Source organism: Brevibacterium album DSM 18261 (assembly GCF_000426445.1).
Lineage (GTDB): Bacteria > Actinomycetota > Actinomycetes > Actinomycetales > Brevibacteriaceae > Brevibacterium > Brevibacterium album.
The window spans coordinates 265054-287956 of sequence record NZ_KE384526.1 but is presented as its reverse complement, the minus strand read 5'-3'; the positions used below and the strand labels follow the sequence as shown (position 1 = coordinate 287956).

General features: G+C 70.9%; 22 protein-coding genes. 14 read left to right on the top strand and 8 right to left on the bottom strand.

Annotation, left to right across the window (positions count from 1 at the left end; translation table 11 throughout):
* Positions 1–10 precede the first annotated feature (10 nt).
* Positions 11–271 carry a hypothetical protein gene (locus K318_RS0114790; protein WP_156914039.1) on the top strand — a complete coding sequence of 87 codons (261 nt, stop codon included), beginning with the start codon at positions 11–13 and terminating at the stop codon, positions 269–271.
* Here the strand turns inward: K318_RS0114790 and K318_RS0114785 are convergent.
* The 6 genes from K318_RS0114785 to def all read right to left on the bottom strand — a co-directional run bounded on the left by K318_RS0114785 (position 268) and on the right by def (position 4878).
* Positions 268–993, bottom strand: coding sequence for a hypothetical protein (locus tag K318_RS0114785; protein ID WP_029090046.1), 726 nt, complete (start codon positions 991–993; stop codon positions 268–270). The two genes, K318_RS0114790 and K318_RS0114785, sit on opposite strands and share 4 nt — an antisense overlap.
* 2 nt (positions 994–995) lie before the next feature.
* Positions 996–1241, bottom strand: coding sequence for a hypothetical protein (locus tag K318_RS0114780; protein WP_029090045.1), 246 nt, complete (start codon positions 1239–1241; stop codon positions 996–998).
* A gap of 140 nt (positions 1242–1381) precedes the next feature.
* On the bottom strand, positions 1382–1777 hold the full coding sequence (locus K318_RS0114775) for a hypothetical protein (protein WP_029090044.1): 396 nt from the start codon (positions 1775–1777) through the stop codon (positions 1382–1384).
* Between the two features lie 165 nt (positions 1778–1942).
* Positions 1943–2284 (bottom strand): hypothetical protein, encoded by a 342-nt coding sequence (locus K318_RS0114770; protein WP_029090043.1) that lies wholly within the window; start codon positions 2282–2284, stop codon positions 1943–1945.
* A gap of 1387 nt (positions 2285–3671) precedes the next feature.
* Positions 3672–4094: a YccF domain-containing protein gene (locus K318_RS0114760; RefSeq protein WP_029090042.1), complete on the bottom strand. Its 423-nt coding sequence runs from the start codon at positions 4092–4094 to the stop codon at positions 3672–3674.
* A gap of 157 nt (positions 4095–4251) precedes the next feature.
* The gene (gene def / locus K318_RS22295; protein ID WP_035282135.1) at positions 4252–4878 is read right to left on the bottom strand and encodes a peptide deformylase; all 627 of its coding nucleotides are present in this window, start codon (positions 4876–4878) and stop codon (positions 4252–4254) included.
* Positions 4879–5004: 126 nt separating this feature from the next.
* On the opposite strand from def, the gene K318_RS0114750 reads away from it, so the two are divergent.
* The 7 genes from K318_RS0114750 to K318_RS22290 all read left to right on the top strand — a co-directional run bounded on the left by K318_RS0114750 (position 5005) and on the right by K318_RS22290 (position 12392).
* Positions 5005–6153 carry a hypothetical protein gene (locus K318_RS0114750; protein WP_029090041.1) on the top strand — a complete coding sequence of 383 codons (1149 nt, stop codon included), beginning with the start codon at positions 5005–5007 and terminating at the stop codon, positions 6151–6153.
* A gap of 241 nt (positions 6154–6394) precedes the next feature.
* Positions 6395–7324, top strand: coding sequence for a cysteine synthase A (cysK, locus tag K318_RS0114745; RefSeq protein ID WP_029090040.1), 930 nt, complete (start codon positions 6395–6397; stop codon positions 7322–7324).
* Positions 7325–7331: 7 nt separating this feature from the next.
* Positions 7332–8018 carry a serine O-acetyltransferase EpsC gene (gene epsC / locus K318_RS0114740; RefSeq protein ID WP_211233344.1) on the top strand — a complete coding sequence of 229 codons (687 nt, stop codon included), beginning with the start codon at positions 7332–7334 and terminating at the stop codon, positions 8016–8018.
* Positions 8019–8267: 249 nt separating this feature from the next.
* Positions 8268–9326 carry an iron-siderophore ABC transporter substrate-binding protein gene (locus K318_RS0114735; protein WP_029090038.1) on the top strand — a complete coding sequence of 353 codons (1059 nt, stop codon included), beginning with the start codon at positions 8268–8270 and terminating at the stop codon, positions 9324–9326.
* A 26-nt stretch (positions 9327–9352) separates the two neighbouring features.
* Positions 9353–10423, top strand: coding sequence for a FecCD family ABC transporter permease (locus K318_RS0114730; RefSeq protein WP_029090037.1), 1071 nt, complete (start codon positions 9353–9355; stop codon positions 10421–10423).
* On the top strand, positions 10420–11526 hold the full coding sequence (locus tag K318_RS0114725) for a FecCD family ABC transporter permease (RefSeq protein ID WP_425393457.1): 1107 nt from the start codon (positions 10420–10422) through the stop codon (positions 11524–11526). Before K318_RS0114730 ends, K318_RS0114725 begins: the two co-directional genes overlap by 4 nt.
* Positions 11523–12392: an ABC transporter ATP-binding protein gene (locus K318_RS22290; RefSeq protein ID WP_051298069.1), complete on the top strand. Its 870-nt coding sequence runs from the start codon at positions 11523–11525 to the stop codon at positions 12390–12392. The genes K318_RS0114725 and K318_RS22290 overlap by 4 nt, the downstream gene beginning before the upstream one ends.
* Here K318_RS22290 and K318_RS0114715 read toward each other — a convergent pair.
* A complete protein-coding gene (locus tag K318_RS0114715; RefSeq protein ID WP_029090035.1) occupies positions 12334–13506 on the bottom strand; it encodes an acyl-CoA dehydrogenase family protein in 1173 nt (390 codons plus the stop codon). The genes K318_RS22290 and K318_RS0114715 overlap by 59 nt on opposite strands.
* 32 nt (positions 13507–13538) lie before the next feature.
* Positions 13539–15092, bottom strand: coding sequence for an AMP-binding protein (locus K318_RS0114710; protein WP_029090034.1), 1554 nt, complete (start codon positions 15090–15092; stop codon positions 13539–13541).
* 161 nt (positions 15093–15253) lie between these two features.
* Here K318_RS0114710 and K318_RS22285 point away from each other — a divergent pair, with 161 nt between their 5' ends.
* From K318_RS22285 to K318_RS22275, 6 genes are all read left to right on the top strand, one after another.
* On the top strand, positions 15254–15940 hold the full coding sequence (locus K318_RS22285) for a TetR/AcrR family transcriptional regulator (RefSeq protein WP_051298068.1): 687 nt from the start codon (positions 15254–15256) through the stop codon (positions 15938–15940).
* A gap of 371 nt (positions 15941–16311) precedes the next feature.
* Positions 16312–17334 (top strand): ABC transporter permease, encoded by a 1023-nt coding sequence (locus K318_RS0114700; protein WP_084500289.1) that lies wholly within the window; start codon positions 16312–16314, stop codon positions 17332–17334.
* Entirely contained in the window at positions 17334–19058 is a 1725-nt protein-coding gene (locus K318_RS22280; protein WP_084500288.1) for a dipeptide/oligopeptide/nickel ABC transporter permease/ATP-binding protein, read from the top strand. The genes K318_RS0114700 and K318_RS22280 overlap by 1 nt, the downstream gene beginning before the upstream one ends.
* Positions 19055–19888 (top strand): ABC transporter ATP-binding protein, encoded by an 834-nt coding sequence (locus K318_RS0114690; protein WP_029090032.1) that lies wholly within the window; start codon positions 19055–19057, stop codon positions 19886–19888. The genes K318_RS22280 and K318_RS0114690 overlap by 4 nt, the downstream gene beginning before the upstream one ends.
* A complete protein-coding gene (locus K318_RS0114685) occupies positions 19885–21066 on the top strand; it encodes a serine hydrolase domain-containing protein (protein WP_035282133.1) in 1182 nt (393 codons plus the stop codon). Before K318_RS0114690 ends, K318_RS0114685 begins: the two co-directional genes overlap by 4 nt.
* Before the next feature lie 46 nt (positions 21067–21112).
* The gene (locus K318_RS22275; protein WP_051298067.1) at positions 21113–22723 is read left to right on the top strand and encodes an ABC transporter substrate-binding protein; all 1611 of its coding nucleotides are present in this window, start codon (positions 21113–21115) and stop codon (positions 22721–22723) included.
* The last annotated feature ends 180 nt before the right edge of the window (positions 22724–22903 follow it).

Here is a 22903-nt window from a genome sequence, read left to right as displayed (position 1 = left end):
AATCGCGCGGATGAGCAGTCTTGATCCCCGCGCTGAGGTTGTCGGAGTGCGCCGCATCGACGCGGCGGAGAACGGGAACCTCCCGTTCGAATGCTGGTCCGAGGTGGACGGCGAGCGTGTCGGCTCGGTGGTGCAGTGCGCCGACCTCATGGCCGTGGGTCGAGAAATGGCACTGGTCGGCCTGGTGACCGCGTCCGGCAAGCTGGTGCCGAACTGCCTGCGAGACCGCGAGGACGGCACAGCCGTGGTTGTGGTTGTGCCTGCGGGTTAGCGCTCGAACGTCGGGGCGATTACGCACCCGTCAGGCAGGTCGAGACTCATGGCGTACTCAAGCGCCTCCGGGGCGGGATTGAACTCTGCCTCGTACATAACGCCGCTCATGCGATCCGCCTCGGTCCATGAGACCTCTAGCGTCACCTCATCGCCGCTATCGCTGATCCGCGCGGAATCGGCAGACATCTCCTCGTAGGCGACGCTCACAAACTGTCCGCGCGCGAACTGCCCGATGTAGTCGAGCACGTGTTCGCACCGTTCGTGCATCGCGGCGGCGCGCTGGTATACGGGTCCGCTGGTCGGCCTCTCATCGGCCCAGGCGATGAGGCGCACGGTATCGCCTTGCGAGTATCCGGTCTGCACCCAGCGCTCGACGACGGGCACAAGCGGATGGAAGACGCGCATGTAGCGGGTGAACAGCTCCACGGCCTCATCACCGGTGCGGAGGTACTGCCCGATGCCCTCGGCGTTCTCACCCTCCCGGATTCGACTCCACGAGTCGTCATGGTCGCTTGAGTCCGGGGTCTCGTAATAGCCGTCTCGGACAGTGCTAGGCAGGTACACGGCCCGGACCGTCACGCCCTCGGAGGCTCCGGGCGCGTAATCGTGCGGCCCCTCGTAGGTGCACGGTGCATCGTGGTCATCCTGCATGGTGATGCGGCCGACAGGGATGTCCTCGGTGTTGTGCACGTAAGCGATGGTGGTTGCGTCTGCGGTCATGGTCAGGCCTCCTCGGCCGGGCGATAGATAAGGAGCCCCATGCCCGCGTCGATCTTCTGGAACTCGACGGGTCCAGCCAGCGCCGTGCGTGCGACTGCCCCCGCGAGCGCTGGGCTCAGGTCGCCTGGGACGGCCACGAAGTCCTCCGCAGCGGGGGCGTAGACCTTCGGGAGCTGCTCGGCGACGGCCTCGGCTGTCACGCCGCAGGCGGATTCGATCTCAGTGGGCTCGAATGCGTAAGTTCTCATGATGCTGTCCTCTCGTGGGGGCGTGATATCTGGCCTGAGCGGCCACGGGCGCGGGCTCCCCCCGCGCCCCCTGCCGTACGGCCTCTGGCCGACGGACCCATTGCCGCCCACGGACTCTCGCCCGTGGACAGCCGTGGTGCTCAGCCCTCCCTGACTCCCGTGCGAATCTCGCGGCCGTTCACGCGATCCCACACGGCCAACTCGCCGCGCTCGCGGGCGACGGCCAGGGCGTCCTCGCGGTCCGCGATGATCGACGACGCATCGACGTACACGAGTCCCGTATCCGAGTCCCGCCACACGCCCACGGCCTGTGCGGCCGCGACGGTCTCGGTGACGATGAGGTCGGAGAGGATGCGAGCAACCGCGTCCTGCACGTCCGGGAGCCACTGGTCGGGCTCCGCGAGCACGATGCTCGGCACCAGGCCCCCGACGACGTAGCCGCCCTCCGGCGCGCCGGGGAGCAGGGCGGTAGCGCCTTCCAGATGGTCCATGAACGTGCGTGCGGTGGTGGTGAGGTTCTGGTGAGTGAAGTCCATGACGGTCTCCCTTTCCGTGGATTCGGTATGCGAACGTTGCATAGCCGTTCTGCGATTGCGAAACGGTAAGCGGCCACCGAGAGAATCCCGATGACCGCCTAGCGCTCAGCACGCGGCGGTGCGCAATAACAACTCATTTCCAAGCCAGTAATACATTCCGGCTCCTCATTCCATGATGTTGCAGTAGCGCTCCACCATGGCGTCCCAGTCGCGCCCCATCATGTGGCCGGTGATCGCGCTCACGACGGCGAAAGACTCATGCTCACGAGTCTCAAAAAGCGTCTCCGCCATAGGGGTGAAATTGTGCATGAGGACTGTCCAAACCGCGTCAAGGTCAACCTCAACATCCCGGCCCTGGGCATCGTAGTGAGCGCCGATGCAGTTGAAAGCGACACTCAGCAGTGCGTCATAGGCGTAGGGTTCCAGGACCTCGCCCACCAGGGCGGCGAGGCCACGCGCCGTGGTGGAGATGGTGGAAGCGCTGTTCTTGAGTTCGCTGAGAAGCATTTTTCTCTCCCTTGGTTGAAAACACCGCCCGCCTGATCGCGGGCCGTGGGCAACGCCGGAATTGCACCGGCGATTGCGTATGCGAAGGGTCTACCCTTGCCCATTCCCGGCGTACCTGAGCGGATCGCCTTAGCGATCATGAAATACGCCGTCGGGAGCCACTGGACGATACGCCGATATACCCGTATCGCCGGGCCTATGCCAGTCAGTAGGTCGCTTGCGCTTCCACATGACCAGCGTTCCAAGGCCGCCCACTCCCGTTGCGGTTTGCCTCGCCTCTCGGCGGCTCCCAGCACTCCGCTGTTCAGTTATCAATTCGCTTGCAGTCATCCCGGAATGAACTGGCAGGGCTTCCGCCCCGTTCGCCTGGCCCATTCCGCGAGCCGCTTTGAAGTTTTCGTGTCTGCCTTCCGGGCTTCCCCGTCGTGCTGACAGGAATAACTAAACCCGATCCGAATCCGTCGTGCAAGCCTAAAAAGCCCGCGAACGTGTGATTGCAGTGGAGGATGCGAATGTTGCACAGCTCTGACCTGCGCAAACACCCGTTTATGTGAAAACCCTGAGAGTGTTGCAGAGCGGGCGCTGCGGGCGCTGTGTGGCGTGCTGCGGCGCGCTGTGCGCCCGCGTGCGGGCCTAGCGGCGTGCGGGTGAGGGTGAGGGCCGGGCGGCTGTGTGCTGTGCCCGTGCGTGCGCCCTCGCGTGCGTGTGCGTGCGTGTATGCGCGTGTGCGTGGGCGCGTGGGCATGTGCGTGCGCGAGCGTGAGCGCGCGGGCGCTGGGCGCGTGTGTGCGGGCGTGCTGGGGGAGCGAGCCGAGCCGCGCGGCACCGGGTGTGGGTGCTGGGGCGTGGGCTGGGCGGGCGCGGCCCCGGGGCGTGCCGAGCACGGGGCTGATCGCCCCGGGCTGATGGATACCGGGGGGAGGTACCCCGAGGTGCGCCGTTCGCGGGCACCGGTGGTGTTAGCAGCGGATCGCCCTCGGGTTTTGAAGCCGATGAAACTGCAACTACTCGACGTCGAACGACATGCGCCGGCGAGGCGGCTCTGCTATGCTGTGCATACCTTTTAAGGCGGGGGTCGGCGCTGATGCGCCTGCCCCATACGGTCGCGGCTGTCAAATGCAACTGGATTGCACCTCGAGCTGGACTTGACAATTCGGTGAGCCCGTGATGTGCCGTGACGTAGGGAGCAAGCGACCTTCCCAAGCTGAAGGTCGCGGGTTCGATCCCCGTCATCCGCTCAGAGCGAAAGCCCCGGGATCCGCGTGATCCCGGGGTTCTTTCGTGTGCCACGCTGCCAACTCCCACTTCCCACCCCTTGTGCCGCCGGCCACCCCTCGATTGGTGTGCGGCTGGCGGCACAAGGGGTGGGAAGAGCGTGGGAGTCGCTTCACACCCGGGCGGTCGGGAACATCTCCGCGCGGGCATCGCCGGAGGAGACGACCTCCTTGCCGAAGGGGAAGCAGGTCACGGGGATGAGCTTGAGGTTCGCCCACGCGAGCGGCAGGCCGATGATCGTCACCGCCTGCGCCACGGCCGTCACGACATGGCCGAGCGCCAGCCACCAGCCGGCGATGACGAACCAGATCACATTGCCGAGCGCGCCCATCGCACCGGGCGCGCGGGACTCCACGACCTCGCGGCCGAAGGGCCACAGCACGAATCCGGCGATCCTGAATGAGGCCACGCCGAAGGGGATCGTGACGATGAAGATGCAGGCGAGGACGCCGGCGACGAGGTAGCCGAGGAACAGCGACCAGCCCGCGGTCAGCAGCCAGATGATGTTGAGGATCAGGGAGATGAGTGCGCGCATGTCGTCACGATAACCGGCAGAGATGAGGACAGGCTGGACGGGTGCAGACGCTCAGGTGCGCGCGGATGCAGGCGGGGACGCTCAGGCGTGCTGCGGCATGCGCACGGCCGCAGGTGCACGACTGCATGCGCGCGACCGCATGCGCACGGCTGCGGGCTCAGGCCTCCCCGGCTCCCGGCCCGCGCGCATCCGCGCCCTCATCCACGGCATCGTGGCCGAACGGGTCCGGGTCCACCCCCGGCAGCCACGACAGCCCCGGCCGGTCGAAGCCCTCGGCCTTCTGTGCGCGCTTCCAGCGGCGCTTCCACCTGTCCTGCAGGTGGTCCACGTAGAGGGTGCCCTGCAGGTGGTCGTATTCGTGCTGCATGATGCGGGCGAACCAGCCGGTGACGGCGAGGGAGACCGTCTCGCCGTTCTCGTCGACCCCGGTGATCGTGACCTTCTCACTCCGCTTGAGGGGGAAGTCCAGGGCGGGCACGGACAGGCAGCCCTCCGATTCCGTCTCCGCGTCCGGCCGGCCCTCGGGCACCTTGGAGCCCACGAGGATCGGGTTGATGAACACGCCGCGGCGGCGGACGCCGGCATCCTCGTCATCCGCGTCGTAGACGAAGATCTGCTTCCCCACCCCGATCTGGGTGGCCGCCAGCCCCACGCCGTTCGAGGCCCTCAGCGTCTCGTACATGTCGCTGACCAGGGTGCGGAGTGCGTCGTCGAAGACCGTCACGGCCTCGGCCCGGCGGTGGAGGACGGGCTCGCCGTACACGACGATGGGATGGATAGACATGACCCCCATCGTATCCGCGGCACCCCCGTCCTCCCGGCCTGCACGGGCGCGACAGTGACGCATCTCAACCGCCGGTGCCGTGCGAGCCGGGCAGGCGCTCACACTCCGTTCGTTAGACTCGCGAGAATGTCCAGCGCTTTTGGTATCCCCGATTCCAGCCCGGAGACCGCCCCCGGCCTCGCCCGCACATCCGGGCCGACCGACGAGACCCTGGCGGAGCTCGCCCCCTATATCGAGGAGGAGGGGGTCGACCTCGACGATCCCGCGAGCATCGACCCGGACGAACTCGACGCAGCGCTGGCACGCGCAACCCGCCGCCGCAACGAACAGCTGTTCACCGCGGAGGGGCGGAGCCGGGTGCAGGCGCTCGCCCTGCTGGGAGAGGTCGCCGAGGCTGTCGCGGCCGGCCAGCTCCCCGTCGCCCAGGCGATCCTCGGCGCGGTGGAGCCCGAAGCCTCCGCTTCCCTGCCCTCGGTGGCCCATGTCATCGGCACCGCTCTCGAGCTCGTCGACGCGTGGCACACCGATCCCGAGCTCGGCGCCGGCATGCTGGTGGTCCCCGCCCCCAAGGTGCCCCGGGACATGCGCTGGGACAGGAAGTCCCGCACCGTCGCGACCGATGTGCTCGCCATCGCGCGCAAGGGCCGCGCCCACGACGCCCTCGGCAGCCTCATCACGCGCTACGGCGGCACCGCCGTGCTGGAGGGCACGGCCCTGGCCGTGGCCGGCTTCCTCACCGTGCTCGCCCGGAAGCGGCAGACCGGGGTCGCCGCGCTCGCCCAGGAGCTGCTCACCCGTGAGGCCCCCGGCGTCGCTGACATCCGGGAGGTCTTCGCGGCACCGGAGCCCGCCGCCGAGGAGACCGCGCCCGCACCCGCCGCTGAGCAGGCTGAGCCTGAGTCCGCTCCCGAGGCAGCCTCGGGACAGCGTCCCTCTGCGGAGGCGAGCCCCGTCCCGGAACTGAGCTCCTCCTCGGAGCCGAGTCCCGCCTCGGCGGCGGTGTCCGCGCTGCTCGCATGGGTGGGGGAGGGCCGTCCCGTCGCCCGCTCCGGCGGCCTTCGCCGCGCCGATATCGAGCCGGTCGCCGAGATGCTCGGCATCAGGGCCAAGGGCGTGGGCCGGAGGGTCGAGGCCGAGCCCGGCGACGAGACCGTCTACGCGATGTCCATGGCCGAGGTCCCGGAGCTCGCCGTGTGGTGGCAAGACCTCATCGAGGCGCAGCTCATCGAGGTGACCTCGACCCGGGTGAGGCGCGGACCCGCGGCCGCGGCCTGACCCCGCCGCGACGACCTGACCCCGCGGGAACATCCGCATCCCCGGGGCGGTTAGGATCGATGAGACGCACGACTATCAGCAGCTGAAGCCATTGGCTGGTGTATGAGCGAGGAGCTCACGCGCTATGCCGGTGACGCGTTCCTCGCACGTCATGAAGTGATCCACCTGCGTCCCGTCCGGGACGGGACCCTCACGGGACCGCAGCCAGCGGCCCACTCGCGAAGGAACGGAAGAAGGACCTATGACCATTCACTCTGATGTCACGAAGATCGTCGGCGGCACACCGCTCGTCCGCCTTAACCGGGCCAGCGAGCGCACGGGCGCGGAGATCGTCGCCAAGCTCGAGTCCTCCAATCCGGCGAACTCCGTCAAGGACCGCATCGGCGTGGCGATGATCGACGCCGCGGAGAAGTCCGGCCAGCTGCAGCCCGGCGGCACCATCGTCGAGGCCACGAGCGGCAACACCGGCATCGCCCTGGCCATGGTCGGCGCGGCCCGCGGCTATGAGGTCGTCCTCACGATGCCGGAGTCCATGTCCAAAGAGCGCCGCGCCCTGCTGCGGGCGTTCGGGGCCAAGCTCGAGCTCACCCCCAAGGCCGAGGGCATGCGCGGCGCCGTCGAGAAGGCGGAGTCGCTGGCCGCCGAGGGCGCCGTGCTCGTCCGCCAGTTCGCCAACGAGGCCAATGCCGCGATCCACGAAGCGACGACCGGCCCCGAGATCGTCGCGGACACGGACGGCAGGGTCGACGTCTTCGTCTCCGGCATCGGCACGGGCGGCACCATCACGGGCGTGGGCCGGGCGTTCCGCTCCGCCGGGGTCGAGGCGCACCTCGTCGCCGTCGAGCCCTCCGCCTCCCCGCTGCTGAGCGAGGGCGAGGCCGGCCCGCACATGATCCAGGGCATCGGCGCCAACTTCGTCCCCGAGGTCCTCGACACCGAGATCTACGACGAGGTGCAGGCTGTGGACAACGAGGTCGCCTTCGAAACCGCCCGCCAGCTGGCCAGGGACGAGGGCATCCTCGTGGGCATCTCCTCCGGTGCGGCCCTCGCGGCCGCGGAGACCGTGGCCTCCCGGCAGGAGTTCCAGGGCAAGCGGGTCGTCGTCATCCTCCCGGACTTCGGTGAGCGCTACCTCACGACGCCGCTGTTCGCGGAGTACATGGACGTGTGATCCGCCCATGACTGCACTGCGCGGATTCGCACGGAAGGCGATGGGGGGCGCTCTGCTCGCGGCCGGGGCGGTGACTGCCTACGGGCTGTCCCGCCCCGCGGTGCGGCACGCGCTGCGGGAGGACCTGGACACGGCCAGGCGCCGCGATCCCGCCGCACGGAACGACCTCGTCATCGCGATCTCGTATCCGGGGCTCCACGCCATCTGGGCGCACCGGGGCATCCACCGGCTCTGGCGGCTGCCCGAGGGCAGGGGCCAGATCCCTGCGCGGCTGCTCTCCCAGGCGGTCCGGACCCTCACGGGCGTGGAGATCCATCCGGGGGCGACGATCGGCCGCCGCTTCTTCATCGACCATGCGAACGGCGTGGTGATCGGGGAGACGGCCGAGATCGGCGATGACGTCATGCTCTACCACCAGGTCACTCTGGGCGGGCGCTCCATGAAGCAGGAGAAGCGCCACCCCACGGTGGAGGACGGGGTGGTGATCGGCTCGGGCGCCAAGGTGATCGGCCCGGTGGTGCTCGGCCGCGAGTCCGCGGTCGGCGCCAATGCGGTGGTCGTCAAGGATGTGCCCGCCGAGGCCACTGCGGTGGGTGTGCCCGCAAAGGTGAAGTTCCCTCAGGCGCGGCCCGTGGACGAGGAGGGCCGCCCCACGCCCGACGGTCTGCTCACGGATCCCGCCCTCTGGATCTGAGGCGACCTCGCCCCCAGCACGCATCGCCGAGTGAGCGCTTCGTGTCGGATTCCCCGCCGGAACCCGATACGAAGCGCTCACTCGTTTCTGGTCGCGGAAGGCGCCGAGCCGGTTCTCGTAGCGGTGAGGTTAGCCTCAGCTAATGATGTACGCTGTCCTCCGTGCCCGGATCGGCCGATTTAGGGCACGCAGAGTTTTCGCAATCGACCCTTCGACGGGGCCCGTGCGGGCCCGAGGAGACGACCACCCATGCGCACCATTCGTCGCACCGCTCTCGGCACCACTGCGGCGCTCGCCGCTTCCGCCCTCGTCCTCTCCGCCTGCTCGGGCTCCGGCGCCGCGGACGGCGGCGCGGAGGTCGACACCGGAGGCGCCCCTGGCGAGGGCTTCCCCGTCACCGTCGAGCACGCGTTCGGCGAGACCACCGTCGAGGCGCAGCCGGAACGCGTCGCGACGATCGCCTGGGGCAACCACGAGGCCGCACTCGCCCTCGGCGTCGTCCCGGTCATCATGGAGGCGGCCGTCTGGGGCGACGACGACGGCGACGGCGTGCTGCCCTGGGTCGAGGAGAAGGTCGAGGAGATGGGTGCGGAGATGCCGGAGACCTTCGACCCCACCGACGGCATCGACTTCGAAGCGGTCGCCGCCTCGGAGCCCGATGTCATCCTGGCGGGCTATTCCGGGCTCACCCAGGAGGAGTACGACACCCTCTCCCAGATCGCACCCGTCATCGCCTACCCGGAGACCCCGTGGGGGTCCACGTGGCAGGAGACGCTCGCGCAGGACGCCAAGGGACTGGGCCTCGAGGCCCGCGGTGAGGAGGTCGTCGCGGAGCTCGAGGGCGTCCTCGCGGACAAGGTCGCGGAGCACGAGAACCTCGCGGGCACCTCGGCGATGTGGGCATACGTGGAGCCCACCGACACGAGCACCTTCTCCTATTTCACGGTGAACGACCCTCGCGTGCAGCTCTTCCCGGAGCTCGGCATGGAGATCCCCGAGGCCGTCACCCGGGCCTCGGAGGGCAATGAGCAGTTCAACGGCTCCGAGAGCACGGAGACCGCAGCGGAGACCTTCGCGGACGCGGACGTCATGGTCGTGTCGACGGACTCCGACCAGCAGAAGATCATGCAGGAGGATCCGCTCATGTCGAAGATCCCCGCGGTCGAGCGCGATTCGATCGCCTGGCTCCCGGCCGATGCGCCCGAGGCCGCGGTCTCCAACCCCTCCCCGCTCAACATCGGCTCGGAGTACATGGACGGCTACCTCGCCACGCTCGACGCCGCCGCGGCGAAGGCGAAGCAGGACTGAGCCTCCGCGGACGAAGCCTTCCCACCATGAGCACACTCCACGCACCCGCGAGCGCACCTCCGCGTCCGGCGCCCCGTCCTTCGCCGTTCGCCGGGAGGCGGCGGTCGGGCTCCGTCCGCGCGACGGCGCTGACGATCCTCGTCCTCGCGCTGGTCGCGGCAGCCGCGGCGTCGGTGGCCTTCGGGGCCCGCGGGGTCACGCTCGCGGACATCACGGCGGGCATGACCGGCGCGGACGGGACGCTCGCCGAGGCGGCGGTCGCCAAGCGCGTCCCCCGCACGCTGCTGGCGGTCGTCGCAGGTGCCGCGCTCGGCGTCTCCGGTGCGCTCCTGCAGGGACTCACGCGCAACCCGCTCGCCGATCCCGGCATCTTCGGCATCACCAACGGCGCCGCCCTCGCCGTCGTCACGGGCATGACCTTCTTCGGCATGACCAGCCCGCACGCATACATCTGGGCGGCCCTGCTGGGCGCGGGCGTGACAGCGGTGTTCGTGTACGCCGTCGGGTCGCTGGGGCGAGGCGGAGCGACGCCGCTGAAGCTCGCGCTCGCGGGTGCCGCGACCTCGGTGGCGCTCACGTCCCTCGTGTCCGCCGTCGTCCTCCCGCACGCGGCGGTCATGGATGCGTTCCGCTTCTGGCAGATCGGCGGAGTCGGGGGCGCGGCGTTCGACACCCTCGCCCGGGTGGCGCCGTTCCTGCTCACCGGCTTCGTCCTCGCCCTGGTCAGCGCGCGCGGGCTCAACGCGCTCGCGCTGGGGGACGAGATGGCGCGCGGTCTCGGTGCGAAGGCGGGCCGCACGCGGATCGTCGCGGCCCTCGCCGCCGTGCTCCTCTGCGGGGCGGCGACCGCGGCGGCCGGCCCGATCGCCTTCGTCGGCCTCGTCGTCCCGCACATGTGCCGCATGGTCTTCGGGCCGGACCACCGGTGGCTCCTGCCGCTGACCGCGCTCGCCGGGGCCGTCCTGCTGACGGTCTCCGATGTCGCGGGACGCCTCATCGCCCGGCCGGAGGAGCTCGAGGTCGGCATCGTGACGGCGCTCATCGGCGCGCCGTTCTTCATCGTCATCGTCCGGCGCATGCGGGTGCGTGCGCTGTGAGGCGGATCGCGGAGGCAGGGAGTGCCGGGGCCGGGAACACCGAGGCCGCGAGCGGCGCCGCGACCGCGGTGGTGCCTGCGGACATCGCCGCGGGCCGCCGGAGGCGCAGGCGCCGCCATCTCACGGTGTGCGCGGCGCTCTCCCTGCTCGTGCTCGCGGCGTTCGCCGTCTCGCTCATGTTCGGCCAGGCCGTCTACGGCCCGCTGGAGGTCGTGAGGGTGCTCGCGGGGGAGGAAGTGCCCGGGGCCTCCTTCACGGTGGGCGTCCTGCGCCTTCCCCGTGCGCTCGTGGGGCTGCTCGCCGGAGCGGCCTTCGGGATGGCCGGGATCACCTTCCAGACGATGCTCCGCAACCCCCTGGCCAGCCCTGACATCATCGGCATCAGCTCGGGCGCCTCGGCGGCGGCGGTGTTCTCCATCGTCATGCTCTCCCTCTCCGGCACTGCGGTCTCGATCATCGCGACGGTCGCGGCGCTGGCGACAGCGGGGCTCATCTACCTGCTCTCGTTCCGGGGCGGCCTGTCCGGCACGCGGCTCATCCTCATCGGGATCGGGATCTCCGCGATGCTGCACTCCCTCGTCTCCTATGTGCTCGCACGGGCGGCGCAGTGGGATCTGCAGACGGCGATGCGGTGGCTGAACGGCAATCTCAGCAACGCCTCGATGGAACAGGCGGCGCCGCTCGCGCTCGCCGTGGCCGTCTGCGCGGTCGGGCTCGTCTCGCTGTCGGGGAACCTCGACACCCTCCGTCTGGGGGAGGAGACCGCGGCGGCTCTGGGCGTCCGCGTGGAGCGCACGCGCCTCCTCCTCATCTTCCTCGCCGTCGTCCTCCTCGCCTTCGCGACCGCGGCGGCCGGCCCCATCTCCTTCGTCGCCTTCCTCGCCGGGCCGATCTCCGTGCGTCTGCTGGGCCGGGCGGCCTCGGCGGGCTCGCCCCTGATCCCCGCGGCGCTGGTGGGAGCGCTGCTCGTCCTGGCGGCGGACTTCATCGGCCAGTTCGCGTTCGGCACCCGGTACCCCGTCGGGGTCGTCACGGGCGTGCTCGGAGCGCCCTATCTCATCTTCCTCCTCATCCGCCAGACCCGCACCGGAGGTGCACTGTGACGAAGGACCACCAGCTCTCGGCCAGCGGCCTGGCCCTGGGATACGGGGACGCGCCCGTCATCAGGGACCTCGACCTCGAGCTCGCCCCCGGGGAGATCACCGTCATCGTCGGGTCCAACGGCTGCGGCAAGTCGACGCTGCTGAAGTCGATGGCGCGTCTGCTCGCGCCCCTGCGCGGCAGCGTGGTGCTCGACGGCCGCGAGATCCACCGCATGCCCACGAAGGAGGTCGCGCGGGTCATGGGCCTGCTCGCCCAGTCGCCCATCGCCCCGGAGGGGATCGTCGTCTCCGATCTCGTGGGCCGGGGACGGTACCCGCACCAGGGCGTGTTCGCGCGCTGGTCGTCCGAGGATGAGCGCGCGGTGGCCGAGGCCCTCGCCGTCACGAACACGCTGGAGCTGGCCGAGCGGCCCGTCGACGAGCTCTCGGGCGGGCAGCGGCAGCGGGTGTGGATCGCGATGGTGCTCGCCCAGCAGTCCGAGCTCCTGCTCCTCGACGAGCCCACCACGTTCCTCGACGTCACGCACCAGGTGGAGGTGCTCGACCTGCTCACGGACCTCAACCGCAGCCGGGGCACGACCATCGCGATGGTCCTCCACGACCTCAATCTGGCCGCGAGGTACGCCGATCGCCTCGTGGCCGTGCACGGCGGGACGGTGCATGCGCAGGGCGCCAGCGAGGACGTGCTCACGGAGGAGACCGTCGAGGAGGTGTTCGGGCTGCGCTCCCGGGTCGTCCCCGATCCGGTCTCCGGCAGACCGCTCGTGCTGCCCCTGGGGAGGCATCACTCCGGTCCGCCGGAACCGCTCAGCCGGCCAGCACCGCCTTCGCGATGCCGTTCTTCTGGATCTCATCCGAGCCGGTGAGCATGCGGAACATCCGCAGCTTGCGCCAGATCCACTCGACCTCGGCACCGTGGACCATGCCCGCCTTGCCGTGCAGCTGCAGGGCGGTGTCTGCAATGGAGAAGGCCTTCTGCGCGACGAACAGCTTGCACATGAACGCCTCGGGCATGATTTCCTCGCCGCGGTCCAGTGCCGCCAGCGCGTCGTAGGTCATGGAGCGGGCGGCGTAGTAGTCGGTCGTCATCTCCGCGAGCGTGTGCTGGACGGACTGGAGCCCGGCCATCGACCCGGCCGCGACCTGCCGGGTGCGCACGAAGTCGAGGGTGAGGGTGAGCACCCGGCGCGCCTGGCCGAGCACCGAGGGGCAGTGGAGCAGCCGGTTGGTCGTCACTCGGCCCAGGCCGATCCGCAGGCCCTGACCCACTTCACCCAGCAGCTGGCCGCGCTCCACCCGCACTCCGTCGAGGACGATGTCGGCCTCGATGTGCTGGCCGGACATGGGCGTCTCACCGGGCAGCACCGTGACGCCGGGGGAGTCGAGGTCCACGAGGAACGCGGAATAGGCCTCCTCCTCGCCGGCCATGCGCGCGATGAGCACGGAGAAGTCCGCGAACGGTCCGGCGGAGGAGAAGACCTTGCGGCCGCTGATCCGCCAGCCCTCGTTCTCGGGCGTCGCGGTGGTTTCCATCGCACGCACGTTCGAGCCGGCGTCCGTCTCCGTGAGTGAGAAGCAGCAGGCGCGCTCGCCGCGGACCACGGGCAGCAGATAGCGATCGATCTGCTCCTGCGTCGCATACCGGAAGATCGCCCCGGCGCGCAGGGGTCCGCCCATGTCGCCGAGCACGCTCTGCGAGAGGATGCGGCCCGAGGCGGCGACCTCCTCCTTGAGCAGGGCGAGGTCCGTGTGGCTCAGGCCCTGGCCGCCGTACTCCTGAGGCAGGTGCACGCCGTAGAAGCCGAGCTCGCGGGAGCGCTTCCACACCGGCTCCAGCACCGCCCGGTCATAGGGCGTCTCCGGTGTGAGCCCGAGGGACTCCTCGTAGTCGGCGAGCTCGCCGTCGAGGTACTCGCGCAGCCGGGCGAGCGTGTCGGCGAGCGGGTGGCCGGTGTGGTCGGGGGAGAGCGAGAAGGACATGGGGTGCTCCGTTCGTTCGTGTGCGGGGTGTCTCAGACGGCGCGTGCGGCCCCGGCCCAGTAGCCGGCGCGCACCTGCTTCCTGTCGATCTTGCCGTTGCGGTTGACGGGGAGCTCGGTGACGAAGTCGACCCGGCGCGGGCGCTTGAACCGGTCGAGCCGCGCGGCGCAGAACTCCGCGAGGGACTCGGCCGTGGGCTGCGTCCCGCCGCGCGGGACGACGACGGCGGTGACGCATTCGCCCCACTGCGGGTCCGGGGAGCCCACGACGCAGACCTCGTGCACGTCCGGATGCTCGTAGAGTGCGGCCTCGACCTCGGTCGAGTAGATGTTGAAGCCCCCGGAGATGATCATGTCCTTCTTCCGGTCGACGATGAAGACGTAGCCGTCGTGCCGGATGTAGGCGATGTCGCCGGTGCGGACCCAGCCGTCCGCGAAGGTCTCCGCGGTGAGCTCCGGCGCCCCCCAGTACTCGCTCACGCAGTCGGGTCCGCGCACGGCGAGCTCGCCCAGCTCGCCCGCGGGCATGCGGCGGCCCTCGTCGTCGAGGACCGCGACCTCGGAGTCGAAGATCGCCCGGCCGCATGACAGCAGGATCTCCGGATCCTCCTCGATGCCCCGGAGCACGTCCTCCTTGGTCAGGGTCGTGACCCCGCTCGTGGTCTCGGCCTGGCCGTAGCCCTGGGCGATGATCGGCCCGAAGGCGGCGACGGCCTCGCGCAGGCGCTGCGGGCTCACCGGCGCTCCGCCGACCGCAAGGGTCTCGAGGGTGGACGTGTCCGCGCGGTCCACACCGTGGTCGAGCAGGGAGTGGAGCATGGTCGGCACCACGAAGGTGGACGTCACCCGTTCCTCGCGCACGAGCCGGAGGAACTCTGCGGGATCCCAGCGGGGCAGGACGACGACGGTCGTCCCGCGGGAGAGGGCGGCGAGGATGCCCATGCCCGAGGCGTGCGTGATGGGGCCGGCGACGAGGTAGCGGGGATCGGCCGCGGCATCGGCGGGATTCATGAGGCGCTTGCGCATGTTCGCGAGGCGGTTGCCCATCGTCTGGATCGCGGCCTTGAGCTTCCCCGTGGAGCCCGAGGTGAAGTTGAGGACGCAGGGATCGGACTCCTCGGCATCGACCATGACGGAGGCGGGGTCCGTGCCCGCACCGCCGGCGGCGAACGCGGCGAAGCCCTCCGGGCCGTCGGCACCGAGCACGACGAGCCGCACGGGAGCTCCGGAGGCGGCGATGGCCTCGACGGCAGCCGCGCGGTGCCCTTCGTCCGCGAAGAGCACGCGTACTCCGGCATCGCGGAGGATGTGCGCGGTCTCCTCGATTCCCAGGCGCGCGTTGATCGGGACGCGCAGCGCGGAGAGCTTGTAGAGCGCGACCTCGATCTCGACGAGCTCGCCGGTGTTCCCGGCATAGGTGGCGATGGGAGTGCCCCGTCCGGCCCCCGCGGCGGCGAGCGCTCCCGCGAGCGCGGTGCTGCGGGCATCGAGACGGGCGAAGGTGAGCCGCAGGCTCCCCGCGACGACCGCCTCGCGATCCGGCCAGTACTGCGCGGCACGTGACACATAGTGGCCCAGGTTGAGCATGGGTCGTCTCCTCACGACGGTGTGACTGAAATGATACATAGTGTACAACTTTGGTCACGGACGTCCAGAGGGGATGATTCAAGGGGAGGTGCCGCACCCCTGCCGCCTCCTCGCACCGGCGGGTGCGCGGCAGTCCGGGACCGGATCGAGGAGGAGCCCTCATGGCGGAGAACCGCAGGACGCGGAGGACCAAGCGCGCGCTCAAGGCCGCGATCGTCTCCCTTGTGCTCGAGCGCGGCTACGAGGCCGTGACGATCGAGGACATCACGGAGGAGGCGGACATCTCGCGCGCCACCTTCTACGCGTACTACCGCGACAAGCAGTCGCTGCTCACGCAGATCGTCCTCGACCTGCAGGAGGAGCTGCGGCTGCGGCTCGCCGACCTCCGGCTGCAGGAGCGCTCGTACTTCTCCGGGCAGGCGGTGCGGGCGCTGTTCGAGCACGCGGCCGAGGAGCGCGACGCCTATCGCGTCATCCTCCGGGGGGAGGGGAACGGGATCGCGCTGCGCGAGTTCGTCGATGCGCGCACGGCGGCCTCCAAGGCGATCTTCGAGAAGCGCGCGGAGGTCACGGGTGCGGAGTTCCGACTCGATCCCGAGGTGCTCACCCGCGCCTGGGTGGGCGAGCAGGTGACCGTCCTGCAGTGGTGGCTGGAGCCGGAGGCGCCTCCCATGAGTGCGGCCGAGGTCGCCCGCATCCTCACCGACCTCTCGATCCACGGGCGCATGTGGGCCAGCGGCTTCGACGAGGTGCCCGAGGTGCCGGAAGGGGAGCGCGGCTCACCGCTCAGCGCTGAGCCGTCGCCGGGGGCGGGGGCTGCGGGCGGGGAGGCTTCGCGCGAGGCCTGAGTCGCCGGCCGGGCCCGACCGGACCCGCTCGGTTCGGTCCGCCCCGCCGGACCCGCAGGGGCCGTCTGCGCGGCCCGCCGGCCCTGCCTGCCCGCCCGGCCGTGCGGCGCCGTTCCCTCCTCCTGAGGGAGGCGGGGGCGGCGCCGTCTGCGTGTCCGGCGGGTTCTGAGCGCCGATCGTCCGTGCGCACTGCTTGCCGCGCGCGGGCCCTGTGCGCGGGCCCTGTGTGCGGACGCCGTGGACGATGCTCGACGCGAATCTTGACATCATGTCTGAAAAGCCACAGTATGTTTCGTGGCGCACATCATGCATCGGTTCCCGCTCGGAGCGGGAGAGCCCCTGCGCCGCACTGACACGAGGAGGTGTTGCACATGGCCCTCGCCCTCGCCACGGGCGCATCGGCCGGCTCCCGTCCCGCACGGCGGGAGCGCTCCCGGCTGGCCCACCATCCCTGGATGCGCTTCGCGCTGCGCAGGGGCGGGGGAGTGCTGCTGTCGTTCGCTCTCCTGCTGCTCATCACGTTCCTCATCGTCCCGCTCCTGCCCGGCGACCCCGCCGTCGTGGCGGCGGGCGAGGGCGCGACGGCGGAGCAGATCGAGCGGACCCGCACGGCTCTGGGGCTCGACGCCCCGCTGCTCGTGCAGTTCGCGGACTACCTGCGCGGCGTCCTCACCTTCGACCTCGGCGTCTCCTTCGCCACCGGGGTGCCGGTGAGCGCGGTGGTGTTCTCCCGCCTGCCCTTCACGGCGGAGATCGCGCTCATCGCCATCTGCGCGACCCTGCTCATCGGCGTGCCGCTGGGCACCGCCGTGGCCCTGCTGACCCGCGGCGGCCGCCGCCCCGCGGTCGATCACGTGTTCAACGCGCTCACCAGCTTCGTCTTCGCCGTTCCCAACTACGTCCTCGCGACGCTGCTCGTCTACGTCTTCGCGATCCGGGCCGGCTGGCTGCCCGCCTCCGGTGCGGAGACCCTGGCCTCCCTCGTGCTGCCCACGGCCGCAGTGATGATCGGGCCGGCCTGCGCGCTCGCGCGCATCGTCCGCCGCGAGGCCGCCTCGATCTTCGAGGAGGACTATGTGCGCACGGCCCGCGGCTGGCGGCTGAGCACCTGGCAGATCACGGTGCGCTGCGTGCTCCCCAATCTCCTCACCACCACGCTCACCCTCTCCGGCCTCATCCTCGCGGGCATGCTCGGCGGTGCCGTTGTGGTGGAGACGGTCTTCGGCTGGCCCGGCCTGGGCACCGGGATCGTCCAGGCGATCATGCAGCGCGACTACCCCGTCATCCGCGGGATCATCCTCCTGCTGGGGGTGCTCGCGACGCTGCTCATCCTCCTGGTCGACATCGTGCTCGCACTCGTCGACCCCCGCACCCTCGACGGAGAGGCCCACTGATGCCCGCACGCAGACGCACCCTCTGGCGGCCGGCGTTCACCACTGGCGTCATCGCGATGGCGGTGCTCGTCCTCATCGCGCTCATCGCCCCACTCCTCGTCTCGCAGGCCGCCCACGAGTTCACCGGCGAGGTAGCCCTGCCGCCCGGCGCCGACCACCCGCTCGGCACCAACGACTTCGGCCAGGACAACCTCGCGCGCGCCCTCGTCGCCACGCGGCTGACCCTGGTGATGACGGTGCTCGCCACCGCGATCTCGGTGGCCGGCGGCCTCGCGGCCGGCATCGCGATCTGGCTCTCGCCGCGCGTCGTGCGGGAGTGGTGCCTGCGCCTGCTGGAGACCGCGGTGGCCTATCCCACGCTCATCACCGCGCTCATCATCGCCGCGATCCTGCTGCCCGGCGCGACCACCGCCGTCATCGCCCTCGGCATCGCGGGCATCCCCGGCTTCGCCAGGGTGACGGCGAACCTGGCGGGTCGGACCGCCCGCGCCGAGTACTTCCTCACCGCGCGCTTCCTGGGCGTGGGCTCGTGGCACCTCGCGACCCGCCACATGATCCCCTCGATGGCGGAGCCCCTGCTGGTGCTGTCGACGACGATCTTCGCCACCGTCCTCGTCGAGATCTCCGCGCTGTCCTTCGTGGGCCTCGGCGTCCAGCAGCCGCAGTACGACCTCGGCTCCCTGCTCAACGACAGCCTCGAGTCCCTCTACACCCAGCCCGTCGAGGCGCTGGGACCGGCCGTCATGATCGTCCTCGCCTCCGTGGCCGCGATGCTCATCGGCGACGGGCTCGCCGCGCACGCGAACCCGCGGGCGGCCCGCCGCTGGGCCCCGCGGGCGAAGGTGGCCGAGGCGAGCGCCGTCCCCGCGACGGGCGACACCGCCCTCGTCCGGGTGCGGGATCTGCGCGTGACGAGCGCCGGCGGGGAGACCGAGCTCGTCCACGGCATCGACCTGCACGTGGAGCCCGGGGAGATCGTGGGCCTCGTGGGGGAGTCCGGTTCCGGGAAGTCCCTCACGGCGCTCTCCGTCGCCGGGCTGCTCGCCGATGAGCTCGGCCAGAGCGCGGACGAGCTGCGCGTGGGCGCCATGAACATGCTCGGCACCCCCGCGGCCGCGGACCTCGCGCGCGAGATCGCGCTCATCTATCAGGACCCCGGCACCACGTTCAACCCCTCCCGCACGATGGGCCCGCAGCTGACCGAGGTCCTGCGCACGCACATGGGAGTGCCGAGGAAGGAGGCGCGCGCCCGGGTCGCGGAGGCGCTGGAGACGGTCGGCATCACGGAGCCCGAGCTGCGCATGCGGCAGCACCCGCACCAGCTCTCCGGCGGCATGCGGCAGCGGGCCATGATCGCCGCCGCCGTCGTGACCCGCCCGTCCCTGCTCATCGCCGATGAGCCCACCACCGCGCTCGACGTCACGGTGCAGGTGGGCGTGCTCCGGGCCTTCCGCGCCCTGCGGGACCGCCTGGGGACCGCGATCCTGTTCATCTCGCACGACCTCGGCGTGGTCCGGGAGCTGTGCGACCGCGTCGTCGTCATGCGAGCGGGCGAGGTCGTCGGGGAGCTCACGGGCGCTCAGCTCGCCGCCGGCGAGGTGTCCCATCCGTACACCCGGACCCTGCTCGACGCGGTGCCCGAGATCGACACCGAGCGCGGTCTGGCGGCGGGCGCGGACGTCCCGCTCGAGGCGACGGCTCCGGCCGGGAAGGAGGCGCGATGACCGCGACCGTGCACACCGCGGAGGCGAGAGCCGGTGCCGCAGGGCGGTCTCCGGCGGATCCCGGGCTGGTGGTCCGGGCCCGCTCCCTCGACCTCAGCTTCGGGGCCCACCACGTGCTCAGGAGCATCGACCTCGATGTGGTCCGCGGCCGGGTGGTCGGGCTCGTGGGCGAATCCGGCTCCGGCAAGTCCACGCTGGCCAAGGCCATCGTGGGCATGCACCGGATCGACGGCGGCGCGCTCGAGGTGGTGGGCGAGGACGTGAGCCGCCCGCGGCGGGCGCAGCGGCGTGCGCTCCACCGCCGCATCCAGTATGTCCCGCAGGATCCGTACTCCTCGCTCAACCCGCGGCGGACGATCGGCCAGACCCTCGCGGAGGCCTTCGACCCCGCCCGCGGCACACCGCACAGCCGTGCGGATGCGATCGCCTCCGCACTGGCCGATGTGCAGCTCGACCCGGAGGCGGCCTCGCGCTATCCGCACGAGTTCTCCGGCGGGCAGCGGCAGCGCATCGCGATCGCCCGCGCACTGGCGGTGGCTCCCGAGCTCATCGTCGCCGATGAGATCACCTCCGCGCTCGACGTCTCCGTGCAGGCCGAGGTGGTCCGGCTGCTGGCCGAGCTGCGGGCGAAGGGCGCGGACCACTCGATGCTGTTCATCACCCACAACCTGGCGGTGGCGCAGGCGGTCTGCGACGACGTCGTCGTCATGCGCCGCGGGCAGATCGTCGAGACCGGCGCGATCGACCGCGTCTTCGCCGCACCCGCCCAGGAGTACACCCGCACCCTGCTCGACTCGGTGCCCGGAGCGAAGGGATTCGCACTGTCATGACGGCCGCACAGAGATTCCGGGACCCGGCGGTCATCCGGGCCCACATGATCGGCGACGAGCAGAGGATGCCCACCCGGCGCGTGCGGCGAGGGCCGGCCGCGCCCTCCCCGCTGCGGGAGGAGCCTCGGGAGCCCTCGCTGTCGGGCCTGCTCGTCCCCGCGCCGCTCGGCGCCGGGCGTCCGGGGCCCGAGGTGCCGCTGGCGGAGTTCCTCGACGCTGCGGACGCGACCGCCCTCCTCGTCCTCCACCGCGGCCGCGCGGTGCATCGCGAGCTCCGCCACGGCTTCGGCACCGACGACCTCCACGTCACCGCCTCGATCTCGAAGTCGGTGTTCGCGCTCCTGCTCCTCAGCCTCGTCCGCGCGGGCGAGATCGATCCGCACGCTCCCGTGCACCGCTATGTCCCGGAGCTGGCGGGGACGGGCTTCGGCGAGGCGCTCGTCGACCACTGCCTCCACATGCTCACGGAGGTGCGCTACGGGGGTCGCCCGTTCCACAAGGAGACGGAGGCGCGCGCCTTCTTCGCCGCGGTGGGCATGGTCGAGCCGCCGGAGGGATACAGCGGGCCGCGGACGCTGCTCGAGCGCCTGGCCACGGCCTCGGCGGAGGCCGGCAGCGGACGCGCCTTCCGGTACGAGAACGGCAACACGGAGGCCCTCGGCGAGGTGGTGCGGCGGGTGACGGGCCGGCCGGTCGCCGAGCTGCTCTCCGAGCTGCTGCACTCCCGGATCGGCGCGGAGCAGGACGCGCACTTCGCACTCGACACCACCGGACGGGAACTGGTCTCCGGCCGCTTCGCCTGCACACTGGACGACCTCGCCCGGATCGGCGAGGTGATCCGCTGCGCGGGAGCCGCGAGCGGGGCCCAGGTGCTGCCGGAGGAGCTGGTGGCAGGCCTCGGCCGCATCCCTTCGGGACTCGCGGCAGATGTGCTGGGCACCGGCGACGAGAGGCCCGGGGACGAGCCCGTGCTCGCGTACAGCCGCGGCTGGTGGCTGCCGCTGGACGGGGAGGGCGCCCTCGTCGCACGCGGGCGCTCGGGCCAGCGCCTGTACGTCTCGCCCCGCCGGGAGATCGTCATCGCGCTCTTCGGCGCACATCCGGTCGCGCCCGATGTGCCGATCCCCGTCATCGAGCCCGCGCTCGCCCGCATCGCACGGGAGCTGCAGCCGAGCTGAGCCCGCGCCCCATCCCGCACGCCTTCGCACCCACGAGGAGAGAACCATGCACGCACAGCCATCCGGTCCCCGCACCGGCAGTCCCCGCTCCGGCCTCCGAGCGCATCGCCTGGCCCCCGCCGTCGCGGGCCTCGCGGTCGCCGCCCTCGGCCTCACCGCCTGCACCACAGGCTCGGCCGGAGCCGGAGGGGGCGAGGGCGGAGGCACGACCGACACCCTCCGGTCCACGCTCATCGCCGATCCCAGCAGCTTCGATCCCATGACTTCCTCCGGCGTGCCCGGCACGACGGCCAACGGCCTGCTCTACACGACGCTGCTGGCGCAGGACGAGGGCGGCGCCCAGGCCGGCGAGCTCGCCGCCGAGTGGGAGGTGAGCCCGGAGCAGGGCACCTTCACGCTGCGGGAGGGCGCGAGCTGCGCCGACGGCACCCCGATCACCCCCACCGTCGTGAAGGACTCGCTCGACGCCTTCGCGGAGGTCTCCAGCAACAAGGACCTCGTGTTCGGCCCCTCGACCCCCGCGATCACGGCGGACGACGATGCAGGGACCGTGACGATCGAGCTGGAGACGCCCTGGGCGGACATGGCGCAGGGGCTCACGATGCCGGAGACCGGGATCGTCTGCCCCGCGGGCCTCGAGGACCCGGAGGGGACCGCGAAGGGCACCGTCGAGGCGGCGTTCTCCGGCGCGTACACGCTGGGGGAGTTCACGCCGGGGGCCAGCGTCTCGTTCGAGCTGCGGGAGGAGGGCTACACGTTCCCCGAGTACGCGACGCCGCTCGAGGGCGAGCCCGCCGCGCACATCCGGTACACGATCAGCGCCGACTACAACAGCATCGCCAACAGCATGATCGCCGGCGATCTCGATCTCGCCACGATCACGGGCGAGCCCATGACGCGCTTCGACGATCAGGAGGGGTTCGCTGCGGAGAGGTTCTCGACCGGCAATCTGTTCCTGCTCTTCAACGAGCGGGAGGGGCGGCCCTTCGCCGATGCCGAGGCCCGTCGCGGCGTCGCCCAGGCGCTCGACCGGCAGGCATTCGTGCAGGCGGCGACGAGCGGGCTGGGCACACCCGCCAACAGCATCGTGGGCGACACCGTCCCCTGCGTGAACGAGAGCCCGGACGCCCTCATCGCACCGGATCCCAAGGCCGCGGCCACCGCCCTGGAGGGCGTGTCCGCCGTGCAGCTCGGGACCCAGGCGGTGGGCAGGGGAGCGGGCAACACGTACATCAACCAGGTCCTCGGGGAGGCGGGCGCGGACGTGGAGCTGCGCACCGTCGACAACGCGGGCCTCGCGACGGAGCTCGCGACGAAGCCCGAATCGTGGGACATGGCGGTCATCAACCTCATCAACCTCTCGGGCACCGTCTACGGCGGCCTCTCGCGCGTGGTCGGGCCCACGACGGAGGAAGGCGGGCGCAACAGCACGGGGAATCCGCACCCCGAACTGCTCTCGCAGCTGGGCGCGGCGATGGCCGAGGAGGACGAGACCGCCCGCTGCGCGATCTATGCGGAGCTGCAGGAACAGGCCTTCCAGGACGCCGTCGTGGTGCCGCTGAGCGATCTGCCGGCCCAGGTCACCGCAGCCGAGGGCTTCACCCAGCGCGTGGTCAACGGCCTGCCGGTCGCGAAGACGATGCGCATCACGGGCTGAGCCGCCGGGGCCGGCATGAGGCGGCCGATCCACCGACGCCGCGGGCCCCGCACGGACGAGATTCCGTGCGGGGCCCGCGGCGTGTCGCCGGGCCGGGTTCGCCTGTGACCACTCGCACAGGACCGCGGGAACAATTCTGCGCGCACTCTGGTTAAACTTTTCAGTAAGTGGTTGAAACTG